Annotated in this window: 11 protein-coding genes; 9 read left to right on the top strand and 2 right to left on the bottom strand. The window is 29.2% G+C overall.

Annotated elements, in window-relative coordinates; translation table 11 throughout:
• The 8 genes from ACQCX0_RS02085 to ychF all read left to right on the top strand — a co-directional run.
• Nucleotides 1-1,184, top strand: a 1,184-nt coding sequence (locus ACQCX0_RS02085) for an ATP-binding protein (protein WP_462562503.1), incomplete at its 5' end; no start/stop codon positions are given.
• A gap of 515 nt (nucleotides 1,185-1,699) precedes the next feature.
• Entirely contained in the window at nucleotides 1,700-2,500 is an 801-nt protein-coding gene (gene lgt / locus ACQCX0_RS02080) for a prolipoprotein diacylglyceryl transferase (protein WP_462562502.1), read from the top strand.
• A 1-nt stretch (nucleotide 2,501) separates the two neighbouring features.
• Entirely contained in the window at nucleotides 2,502-3,584 is a 1,083-nt protein-coding gene (locus ACQCX0_RS02075; protein ID WP_462562501.1) for an SAM-dependent methyltransferase, read from the top strand.
• Nucleotides 3,585-3,764: 180 nt separating this feature from the next.
• The gene (gene pgeF, locus ACQCX0_RS02070; protein WP_462562499.1) at nucleotides 3,765-4,535 is read left to right on the top strand and encodes a peptidoglycan editing factor PgeF; all 771 of its coding nucleotides are present in this window, start codon (nucleotides 3,765-3,767) and stop codon (nucleotides 4,533-4,535) included.
• 24 nt (nucleotides 4,536-4,559) lie between these two features.
• Nucleotides 4,560-5,501: a ribose-phosphate pyrophosphokinase gene (locus ACQCX0_RS02065; RefSeq protein WP_462562498.1), complete on the top strand. Its 942-nt coding sequence runs from the start codon at nucleotides 4,560-4,562 to the stop codon at nucleotides 5,499-5,501.
• 101 nt (nucleotides 5,502-5,602) lie between these two features.
• The gene (locus ACQCX0_RS02060) at nucleotides 5,603-6,202 is read left to right on the top strand and encodes a 50S ribosomal protein L25/general stress protein Ctc (RefSeq protein ID WP_462562497.1); all 600 of its coding nucleotides are present in this window, start codon (nucleotides 5,603-5,605) and stop codon (nucleotides 6,200-6,202) included.
• A gap of 23 nt (nucleotides 6,203-6,225) precedes the next feature.
• Nucleotides 6,226-6,810, top strand: a complete 585-nt coding sequence (gene pth, locus ACQCX0_RS02055) for an aminoacyl-tRNA hydrolase (protein WP_462562496.1) — start codon at nucleotides 6,226-6,228, stop codon at nucleotides 6,808-6,810.
• A 13-nt stretch (nucleotides 6,811-6,823) separates the two neighbouring features.
• A complete protein-coding gene (gene ychF, locus ACQCX0_RS02050) occupies nucleotides 6,824-7,924 on the top strand; it encodes a redox-regulated ATPase YchF (RefSeq protein ID WP_462562495.1) in 1,101 nt (366 codons plus the stop codon).
• Between the two features lie 279 nt (nucleotides 7,925-8,203).
• Here the strand turns inward: ychF and ACQCX0_RS02045 are convergent, their stop codons facing one another.
• Complete coding sequence (locus ACQCX0_RS02045) at nucleotides 8,204-8,461, bottom strand: hypothetical protein (RefSeq protein ID WP_462562494.1); 258 nt, start codon at nucleotides 8,459-8,461, stop codon at nucleotides 8,204-8,206.
• A 236-nt stretch (nucleotides 8,462-8,697) separates the two neighbouring features.
• Between ACQCX0_RS02045 and ACQCX0_RS02040 the strand changes: the two genes are divergently transcribed.
• Nucleotides 8,698-9,489: an LEM-3-like GIY-YIG domain-containing protein gene (locus ACQCX0_RS02040; protein WP_462562493.1), complete on the top strand. Its 792-nt coding sequence runs from the start codon at nucleotides 8,698-8,700 to the stop codon at nucleotides 9,487-9,489.
• A 283-nt stretch (nucleotides 9,490-9,772) separates the two neighbouring features.
• Here the strand turns inward: ACQCX0_RS02040 and ACQCX0_RS02035 are convergent, their stop codons facing one another.
• Nucleotides 9,773-11,920, bottom strand: coding sequence for a glycoside hydrolase (locus tag ACQCX0_RS02035; RefSeq protein ID WP_462562492.1), 2,148 nt, complete (start codon nucleotides 11,918-11,920; stop codon nucleotides 9,773-9,775).
• Between the last annotated feature and the right edge of the window lie 274 nt (nucleotides 11,921-12,194).

Below are 12,194 nucleotides of genomic sequence, written 5' to 3'. Positions count from 1 at the left end.
ATAATACTATAAATAATATTTCTCTTATAGTATTTTTAATGCAACAAGCTAAAACTCCTGCTGAGAAACAAACTATTTTATATGCTTCTAACAATAACCTCCTACTTCCTGCTATTATTAAAAAAAGCTTGGTACTTAATCATAAAAAAATTACAAACCCTAATACCGAAGAATTATATAAAACCCTTCAAAGAATTATGCCTTATAAAATCTATCTCTCAAAAGATAACTCTCCTACTTTAGTGCATATTTTTATAGAGCTAGACAAAAATAAGTATTTAGAATTTATCATAGATCAAGACTTATTATTCATCTCCTCACTACAATTAGTCGTTAGTTGGATTTCTGGTTTCTATTTAGTATTATTATTACTAATCTTCATCTTATTTAGACATCAAATTAAACCCTTAAAATTATTAGCCAAACATGCAAAATTCTTTGGAAAAGGACAAGATTTAGGTTATTTACATCCTCGGGGTTCTACGGAACTTCGTGAGGCAACCAGGTCTTTTAATGAAATGAAGTATCAAATTACTAATTATTTAGAACAAAGAACTTTAATGTTATCTAGTATTTCACATGATTTAAAAACCTCATTAACTAGAATGAAGTTAATTTTAGAAATCAACTACCCTAATCCTAACAACCAAGAACTATTAGAAGAGATAACTAATATGACGGTAATGATTAATAGTTATCTTACTTTTAGCAAAGATTCTTCTAGTAAAGTACTCACACAACATCCCATCAATCTTAATTATATATTAAAAGAACTTAGCAAAAACTATAGCACTGCTAGATTTAGTATTTCGCTAAAATTACAGAATCAAAATAGCTCTATTATTGCTAATGAGCAAGATTTAAAAAGAATATTTATTAATCTTATTAATAATAGTACACATTATGCTAAAAAACTAATCATTAGAGTAGAACATCTTAATAAGACTGCTAATACGGGGGTTCTCTTGTATTTTGATGATAATGGTATTGGAATTCCTAAAGAAAAATACTCAGAAGTTTTTAAACCTTTTGTAAAATTAAATAAAGCCAGAACCCTAGATCATGGTAGTGTGGGATTAGGACTTGCTATAGTAAAAGATTTGATTGCTAAATTAGGAGGAACTATTATTTTAGACAAATCTCCTTTGGGTGGGTTACGAGTAAAAATAGAACTTCCTCAATAAATCTAGATATCTTCCTGCTAAATCAAACTCCTTAAATTAACTTTTTTATTATAAATACTACTTTAATCCTAAAGGAGATAAATCCGTAGCTATTAACTGAGAATCAACCGGTATTAAACTCCAAGCTAATATACAAAGAGTTGCAAACATAAAATCTCTAGATCTCTTTATTTTACTGAAAAATCTAAACACTGTAACACATTATTACTATACATATTATTTATAACGAACTTCTGCTGATTAATCATATCTGTTAAAGCAGAAGAATTATAAGCATTAGATATAATTATTAATAATCTATAATTATATCAATCATAATACAGCATAAGTTTAACCATTAAACAAAATATAAAGCATACTAATTTATATTTAACCATCCTTTGGTTAATCTCTTATCTTCTAATGATAATATTAAGATTAACATTATTTTTATAAAACTTTTCATGTATAATACATATATATGAACATTCTCAACAACCAGTATTTGGCTATACTAACTTTATAAGGAGAATAAAATGCTAATAATTACCATTACTACCTTAGATAATGTTCTAGTAAAAATAGGACCTCTCTCAATTTATTGGTATTCTTTAGCTTATATCTTCGGTAGTATTTTAGCGTATTTATATGTTTATTATTACATTAGTAGTTATAATATTTTTTTTGACAAATTAAAAAAAACTAAATTTCCCGATGACGCTTTCTTTTATATTCTCTTAGGATTAATCATAGGGGCACGTTTAGGTGAAGTTTTCTTTTATCACTTTTCTTATTATTTAGCAAATCCCCTCAAGATATTTTATTTATGGGAGGGAGGCATGTCTTTTCACGGTGGAGCTATCGGAACCTTATTAGGGTTATATTATGTTACAAAGAAATATAACACTGCTTTTTTAAATATTCTAGATGCTCTAATTACTTCTATTCCCATTGGTTTATTTTTAGGAAGGATTGCCAATTTTATTAATATAGAATTATTGGGAAAACCTAGCACTCTCCCATTTGCAGTAATCTTTCCGGGGCAATTTATAGCCAGACATCCGGTACAAATTTATCAGGCATTACTTGATGGATTATTATTATTTTACCTTCTCCTTTATTGCTATAAAAAGTTAAAAACTTATTTAAAACCCGGCTTAACTACAGGGATTGCTTTAATATACTTAGGAATATCTAGGGTTTTTATAGAATTCTTCAAAGCAGACCAATATTTCTTTTTAAATACCTCTATCTTAACTGCTCAAGTTTTATCATTTCCTGTTATTATTCTCGGGATAACTCTAGTAGTAAGGGCATATTATTTTAAAAAATCTTAATATGTTAGAACAATATTTAATTAATAAAATCCTGACCTACGGTCCTATTTCTTTAGAAGAATTTATGAGAATTGCTTTAACTCATGACCCTTATGGTTATTATATGAAGCAATCTCCCATCGGAAAAAACGGTGACTTTATCACAGCTCCTGAATTAAGCCAGATTTTCGGAGAATTAATTGCTCTTTTTACTATTAATTATTTTACATCCCTACCTAACCAAACTCCTATTAATATAGTAGAGCTAGGAGCAGGTAAAGCTACCCTATTACAAGATTTTATTTTAACTGTAGAGAAATTTCCTACTTTTTTTCAGAATACATCCTTTCATATTGTTGAAATAAGCCCTTATTTAACTAAATTGCAACAAGAGATTCTATTCCGATTACCCATAAAAAATTTACAAAAAAAGCTTTTTTGGTATAAAAATCTTGATAGTTTAAAGTTAAGTACTCCTACTATGTTTATTGCTAATGAATTTTTTGATGCCCTACCCATAAAACAATACCAAAAAAAACAATTTCCTAATACTAATTCTAGCCTTTGGTATGAAATTATGTTAGGAGTTAAAAATATGAAATTATCTTTTATGTTAAACTCAAAACCCTGTTTAAATCTTAATATTCCAATACAGTTAGATTCAACTCAAAATAATACTATCTTTGAAACCTGCAATATTGCCAAGGATTATCTCTTAAAAATTATTAAAATTTTAAAAAAATCTACAGGGAAAGCCCTAATAATAGATTACGGTTATGAGGAACCCCAACTGGGTAGTTCCCTACAAGCTATGAAACAACATGCCCTTAGTTTTATTTTAAACAATATAGGCAATCAAGATTTAAGCTATTTAGTAAATTTTGCAGATTTAAAACAAATCCTTACTGAAGAAAATATCATAATAGATTTTTTAACAACCCAAAGGGATTTTTTACTAAATCTAGGTTTTACAAATAGGCTAAATACCCTTAGTGCTAAGATTAATAACAATATTGAAAAAACTAATTTTATTAAAGCTACTGATAAATTAATCAATCCTAAAGATATGGGATCTCTTTTTAAAGTTTTATCTTTCTCCGTATAACTCATACTTTAAGAAAAGATAAATCTTGTGAATAAAAATACTAAAACTGTTATACGCACAACATTGTTATTACTGTAGCATTTGACTTTTAATATTATAGCTTGCTCATTCTATACTGATACAGTATGATATAAATAATGATATATAATTAAGTAAAAATTACTTTCTTGAGGTATTATTTTGCATAAATCTACTTTATTAACTAACTTACCTAATCTTCAACATGGTTTCTTTAACAATCAAGGCGGTCTTAGTAAAGGGGAGTATAGCTCTTTAAATGTTTCCTTCTTTGATAACTCGCCCTCTGAGCAAGTTTTACTAAATAGACAAATTGTTGCTAATACCTTTGGTATGCAAAACTTTATTACTCTTAAACAAACTCATTCTAATATAGTTATACCTATACTTTCTACTACTAATTTAGATAATCTTCATATCTCTCAAGGAGCTATTCAAGGAGATAGTATAGTAACTAATCTTTCAAATACACTAATTGCTGTGTATACTGCAGATTGTGTCCCACTTTTATTAGCAGATTCTAAAAATAAAGTAATTGCTACAATACATTGTAGTTCTAAAAATATCTTATTAGGTATCATAAAAAAAACTATTACTACTATGTTGCTACTAGGAGCTAACTCTCAGAATATTATCGCAGCAATCGGTCCGGCAATTGAGCAAAGATCTTATGAGGTAAAAAAAGATTTTTTTACTAAGTTCATTGAGCATAACCGGCTTTATTCGCAATTTTTCTTAACTCTAAAAGACGGACAATACTTATTTGATTTAAAAAGCTGTGTCTCTTATTTATTATCTCTTGAAAATATTTGTAATATAGATATATTAAATATAGACACTGTAGAGAACAATAACTTTTTTAGCTATAGACGCTCAGTAAAATTAGGGTTAGCTCAAACTGGTAGACAAGCTTCCGTTATTATGCTTACATAACTTATTAAAGGAACTATATATTTAATGAAAATAATTTCCGGAAATGCAAATCCTTTACTTGCAGAAAAAATAGCAAAGCATTTAAAAAAAGACTTAACTAATATTATAATTTCACAATTTCCGGATCAGGAAATTTACGTTGAAATTCAAGATAATGTACGAGGTAGAGATGTTTTTGTAATTCAATCTACTTCTTATCCAGCTAATAATAATTTAATGGAGCTCTTAATTACTATTGATGCCTTAAGACGTAGTTCAGCCAAACGTATTACCGCTGTAATTCCTTACTTCGGCTATGCTAGACAAGACCGCAAAACTGCCCCTAGAACCCCTATTTCTGCAAAATTAGTAGCAAATTTAATTAGCAGTAGCGGAGCAAATAGAGTGTTAACTCTAGACTTACATAGCGGACAAATTCAGGGTTTTTTCGATATTCCGGTGGATAATATTTTTGCCAATATTATTTTTGTAGAGGATATAAAACAAAGAATTCTCTCTAAAGGTATAGAAACTATTATAGTTTCTCCAGATATAGGTGGGGTTGTACGGGCACGTTCCGTGGCAAAATGGTTAGGGTGTGATTTAGCTATTATTGATAAAAGAAGACCAATGGCAGGAGTTTCTGAAGTTATAAATGTAATTGGTGAAGTAAAAAATAAAAATTGTATTTTAGTTGATGATATTGCAGATACTGCAGGTACCCTTTGCAATGCAGCCAAAGCTCTCAAAGAACACGGGGCTTTAGATATTTATGCTTATACTACCCACGGGGTATTTTCTAATAAAGCAGTTGAAAATATTCAAACTAGTACTATTAAGACTTTTGTTTGTACGGATTCAATTAAACCAAACCAACAATTAGATAGTAGTAGTAAAATTATTTATCTATCTATCTCAGAATTATTAGCTACTAGTATTTCTAGAATCCATAACGAAGAATCTATTTCTACATTATTTTTAAAATAATAGTAGCTTTTTTACTTAGTTAAATGTATTTTATTAAGGTTAGTGATTTATTTTGCACACTTGGAGGCAAAATAATTATAAAAATAAAGGAGTTTATAACAATGTCAGAACATTTTGTTTTTACAGCACAAAAAAGAACTCGTGTCGGCAAGGGGGCCTCTCGGTTAGCTAGAAGAGAACAATTCATCCCAGCTAGTGTTTATGGTAACAATCAAGCACCACAATCCGTATTATTAAACCCTAAAGAAATACTTTCTCAGCTTAAAAAAAGTACTCTTTTTAGTAATATTTATATAATCAATATAGAAACTAAATCTGAGGAAGTGTTAGTTAGACACGTCCAATTAAATCCTGTTACTGATACCCCAATTCATATTGATTTATTAAGGATAGGAGAGAATACTACTACTAGAATAGAAATCCCCATTGTTTTTCATAATCAAGAAATTGCACCAGGTATTAAACAAAGTGGAGGAAATTTAAATATAGCAACCCATTTTCTAGAAGTACGCTGTAATCCTAAAAAAGCTCCTAAACATATAGAAATAGACCTTAAGGATGCAAAGTTAGGACACGTAACTAAAATAGAAGATATAAGCTTGCCACAGGGGGCTAAAGCTTTCTATCCTAAAGGTTTTGCTATTGCCTCTATTACAGTGGCTCATGAAGAAACAGAACCTACAGAGTCTGAGCCTACCTAAATTGGAAAGTAAATTACGGTAGCATGCTTTTAATAGTCGGATTAGGTAATTTTGGTAAAAAATATGAGAATAATCGCCATAATATAGGATTTATGATTATAGATGCACTAGCATCTGCTTATAATTTTCCTACTTATAAGCAAGGCTTTCAAGCATTATATACAGAAAAATTACTAAATTTCGGTAGTGATACTAAGGTTTTATTATTTAAGCCTACTACTTTTATGAATTTATCAGGCAATGCTGTTTTAACTTGTACTAGTTTTTATAAAATACCCCCTTCTCAGGTACTGGTTATTTATGATGATATTGATTTAGCATTTAGCGAGATTCGTTATAAAATTAAGAGTGGGCACGGCGGACATAATGGTATCAAAGATCTACAAAATAAAATAGGAAATGATTTTCCTCGTATCAAAATAGGTATAGGGAGAGGAATACACAATGTAGATAGTCATGTATTAAGTGATTTTACTCAAAATGAGTTAGCGGGCATTAATTTTATTATAGAGCTCTTTAGAAAAAATTTACATTTATTGCTCCAACAAAATTATACAAACTTTACAAAAAACCTTAATCAAGAGATAACTATATTTAATAATAACTAAAAGGATTACTGCTATGAGTTTAAATTGTGGGATTGTAGGATTACCTAATGTCGGTAAATCTACTTTATTTAATGCTCTAACTGCCACTCAGCTTGCTCAGGCTGCAAATTACCCTTTTTGTACAATTGAACCCAATAAGGGAATTGTAGAAGTATTGGATGAGAGATTATTTACTTTAGCAAAACTTAATAACTCTAAAAGTGTACTACCAACTAAATTAGAATTTGTAGATATAGCAGGTTTAGTAAGAAATGCTCATCAAGGAGAAGGTTTAGGCAATCAATTTTTAGCAAATATTAGAGAAGTGGATGCTATTATTCATGTACTACGTTGTTTTGAAGATAGTAACGTTATTCATGTAGAAAATGATGTGAACCCTATACGTGATGCAGAAATCGTTAATACAGAATTAATGATTGCAGACTTAGATAGTTTAGAAAAAAGACTCCCGGCTCTTGAGAAAAAAGCTAAAGGTAATGATAAAGAGGCAAAAGCCCTACTACAAATTATCCCTTCTTTAATAAAGTCTTTAAGTGCGGGTTTTCCTATAAGAAAACTAACCTTTACCCCTACTGAACAAAGATTAGTAAACCTATTACAACTAATTACCAGTAAACCGGTACTTTATGTGTGTAATACTGATGAAATCTCTCTTTTAATCGGTAATACTTTTACAGCAGAAGTAGCAAATTTAGTAGCCCTAGAGCAGGCTACTATGGTAATAATTTGTGTACAAATAGAGCAGGAAATTTCTACCTTAGAGAGCAAACAAGAACAACAAGAATACTTAAATTCTTTGGGCTTAAAAGAAACCGGACTTAATCAAATTGTTAAAGCAGCTTACAATTTATTAAAGTTACAAACTTTTTTTACTTCAGGTCCCACAGAAACCAGAGCCTGGACTATACATAAACATACTAAAGCTCCTCAGGCAGGAGGTATAATCCATTCAGATTTTGAAAGAGGCTTTATTTGTGCTGAGGTTATTTCCTATAATGATTTTGTTACTGCTGGAAGTGAACAAAAAGCTAAAGAATTAGCTAAATTACGCATTGAAGGCAAAAACTATGAGGTGCAAGACGGTGATATAATTTTATTTCGTTTTAATATTTAACTATTTTACCACAAACAATAAGTTATACATTGTATAAAATACTTTAATCTTCAACTCTCCCAATTAACATTTTTAATTATTTTATCCTTATATTTTACAATAGTACTGAATTTTTTTACTTATTCTCTACCTCCCCTATCTTTTGTTACTATCTTAGCTCACGGGTTAATTGTATTTAGTTTTTTATTACTATTTTTTTCTTTATTTGCCTTTAATAATTTACTCTTAAAAATCACAAGTATTTTATTGATAATTATATACATAAAAGACCAAAATTATTTAATCTATATCTTCTTCACCATAAATACAAGCAACACAACGACCACATACCTTTTTTCCTTTTGCAAATAAAACATATGCACGATTTGCTAATTCTACTTCATCTTGGTATATTGGTTCAATATTCAAAGAAGTTAATTTATGATCATCATGGTCAATACCACATATAGAAATTTTGGATCTTAATGATCCATTATTGTTGCATTCAAAAATATGATTCCTTTCTGTAATTTCATCTTTACAAAATTTATAAGCCATTTTTCTACCCCTTAATCGATTCCATATATAAATAATTTTACGAGATATAATATAACTAATCAATTTCAAATAATTTCTTATCATTTTAATGTTTCCTTATTTTTAAATTTAATTTTTCATCTACTCCATACAAATTCTCCTTTATTGTTACTAAATATTTAAACCACAAGAAAGAACCTGACATTTCAGTGGGGGGGGTATAACATACTTTATATAATCAATTTTAGGATATAATAATGAGTAATTTACAATCATTCTCTAGTTCAACTATTAAAGCATTAAAATATTATGTTTATGCTTTAGTTAATCCAGTTGATAATAAAATTTTCTACATAGGAAAAGGTCAAGGTAATAGAGTATTTGATCATCAAAATGATGTTCTTAAAGACCTTTCTAATGAAGATTTTATATCTTTCAAAATAGAAACAATTAAAAATATTATTGATCAAAATAAGCAAGTTATTTCATATGTTATACGTCATGGATTAGAAAAAAATAATGCTTATGAATTAGAGGCGACATTAATTGATGTGCTTTCCTTTAACCCATTTAGTTTAGCATCACTAACTAATGTTGTAAGTGGTCATAATACTTCAGAAACAGGAGTTTCTTTAACTTCTGAAATAGAAACTCAATATTCAGCTCCAATTATTACTGACAAAGATTTTCAACATAATGTTTTAATAATATCTGTTAATAAGGTTTATGATCCTACATTAAGCCCAATTGCTTTATACAATGTTGTTAGAAAGGCATGGAGTGTTAATATTTCAAGGGCAGAAGCTGTAGAATATGTCATTATAAAATATCAAGGCGTATTAAAAGAAATATATAAAGTTGATAGATGGGTAAAATATAGTATTAATGAAAAAACTAACAAACTAAAATATGCTTTTGAAGGTGATATTATAACAGATTCAAAGATTAGAGAACTTTATCTAAATAAAAAATTACAACTAAATAAAAAGTCTTACGGTATGCCATTCAATTATATTGAAAATCAAAAGATAACTACTGATAGTGAGTAAGGACAAGGTATTTCTAATCTTTTTTAGAAGTACCTTTTTCTTTATCTTTTGTGTAGCGGGACAATTATAATGGGAATTTGGGCAGTTTTAAACGGGATAGATTTTTACAACTAGAATCATTTTACTTGTCAAGAGTTTATTTGGTAATTATATATTTAAGTATCCAACGTTGTACTCAAAGATACCGAATCGCTAGATTACAATATAGTTTGCTATATTTTTGCTATAAGCCTATAAAAAGATGACATTCGTTGATGTTGGGTCTTCTAAGTATATAATTACCTTAATTTTTATTGAATGCCTTCGAGTGAAACTCCATAATTTGTCCATCTGGAAAAATCGCCATTACGCTATGACCTGAAAGAGTTTTTCCCTTTATATTAATTTTCTTTGCATTAAAATTAGCTATTATTAAGGTACCATCAGAAAACTCTGTTTCTTGAACCTTACCATCTTCTGTGAGCCAATGAAAATTAACCAAAGCTTTATCATATAGCCTAGCATGCAGAGGACGAAAAAACTCTGCAAGATGTTTTAAATAAGGTATACGCTTATGAGAAGTATCTAGGCTTAAATTAAGTAACGGAGGGACATTATAAAGTTGTTGCAAAAGTTCATTAGTTATACGAGTTTCTATGAATTTTAGATTATCAATAGTCCAATGGTGCGTGGTAATTAAACTATCATGAAATGCAGCTTGAAATAACGGTAATCTTTTTCTAGGATCAAAAAACAAAGCCTGATATTTAGGTTTTATAGAACTGCTTTTGAAGAAAAAAGCAGGCTGATAATCAGGATACCATATACCCAGAAAGTACTGAGACTTTCTATTCTTTCTCATATCATGATCTGTCCAGCCAAAACCTGAGGTTTGCATACCATGTGCAAAGGCTATACTTGAATTAACAATAGCCCCGCCATCCTCAGATCCTACAATAATTCCCTGACTTTTTGCAATCCAAGACATGGCTTTTATACGATTTTTTGCATCCTCAAATTGAGATGTGGGCTTCAACGGATCATAATCATCAAATACCATACCAGTACCATCAACATCAAGAAACCAACTATTATATTGGCTAATACGTTGTATTTTAGTGATTCTGTTTTCCATTAAATTACGAACACATTTTGGGTTTGTATAAACTCCTTGTCCTTGGAATCCTTTTTTACGTTTTCCGTCTTGTAACATAATTCCGCAATTTACAAAAGCATCCTGACCTAATTGTGCAGATAACCAACCATGATTACTATTTTTTTCTGGTAAGGCTGTATTATAAGAATCATAAGGAGCGATTAAGTATCCTGCCTCTTTTGCTAATTTTATTCCCTCTGGGCTGTAAAACCCTGCCGTCCAATGAGGAAATCCTAACCATAACTTTTGTACTCCTGAATGCTTCAATCTTGTAATCATTTTGGCAGAGTTGCTATCTCCCCAGGTATCAGGATGATTAAGGGAATTCATAAATATTTTTATTGCAATTTCCTTGCGTTTCTTAATTTGATCCCTCTCATATCCAGGTGCAAACTTAATAAGAGTTGTATCAATTGCATTAATTAAAACCTGCTGAAACCATTTATTAGCTGTTATATTAGGATCTGTTAAAGCATCTTTATTGTCTTTCTCAAGCCAATCTTTTGGAATTTCTTTTTGTAAAATTTTCCAATCTTTAACATCTTGCTGGGTAATTATTCTTTTCCCCCATAAATAAATGTGAGTTGCACCAATAAGGAATTCCCCATTTTTTACAGCAGAAAGTTTATCTTTTAAGGATACAAATTCTCCTTTGGATTGTAACATTTTTCTATATTCTTTAGCAGGTGCTAATTTATCATTTTTATTAAGAATAATTCTTACTTCATATGGTCTGCCAGTATCAAGATTTGTAAAACTATGAGTTGTTTTTATTGCTATACCCTTAGTATCTTCCTTAAATTCTAGCTTATTATTAAAAGGATTTACAAAAATTACAGACAAAACATTCTTTTCAAATTCTAATCCTAAAACAGGTAAGGATAAACCTTCAGTAGTATTCATCCCACTATATTCTTCTACTAGGGCTTGTGTCCAGAACTTATCATTACTTGGTATGCGATAACCTTCTTTTATAGGAATAATTAAAGCTTTAGCTTGCTGTGGAATATATGGCCACACAATTTTACCTATAGTATTTTTTATAAATTTTAAGGTTAATATATTATCATTAAGCTTAGCTTCAATGTTAATATCACTATTAAACTGCCAACTAGCACTATTTGCACTATGCTTTAATTTGCTTATTATTTTGGGGTTATTTCCTATAGATACAGTTATTAACTTACCCTCAGGTAATTTAGCTTCAGTCGCAAGAGTTTCAGGATTTATATCAATTTGCCATTGTGAATTAGATAACACAAAAGCATACGAGGAATTATTTATAACAACAAACATAAATATCATAATAAGGGATTTATACATAGGGTTCATAGCTTCTTTTCACAATATTAATTTAAACTTTACCTTTTTATAGAGATATATTTGAATAAAAACATATAACAAAATTACAGTTTTTTAACTTTAATAAAATTGATTAATTTAATTTTAACATATTTGGTTAAAATTTTATGGGCAACTACTATTATAAATTACTAAAATATACTAAATCTTAAGAATCTTTATTCTCTATAGAGATAATTTTTATATCTTTTTTTAGAATCTTCTTTTT

This window comes from Candidatus Hepatincolaceae symbiont of Strigamia maritima, assembly GCF_055505085.1.
The sequence above is the reverse complement of the archived record's forward strand: the minus strand, read 5'-3'. Positions and strand labels throughout refer to the sequence as shown.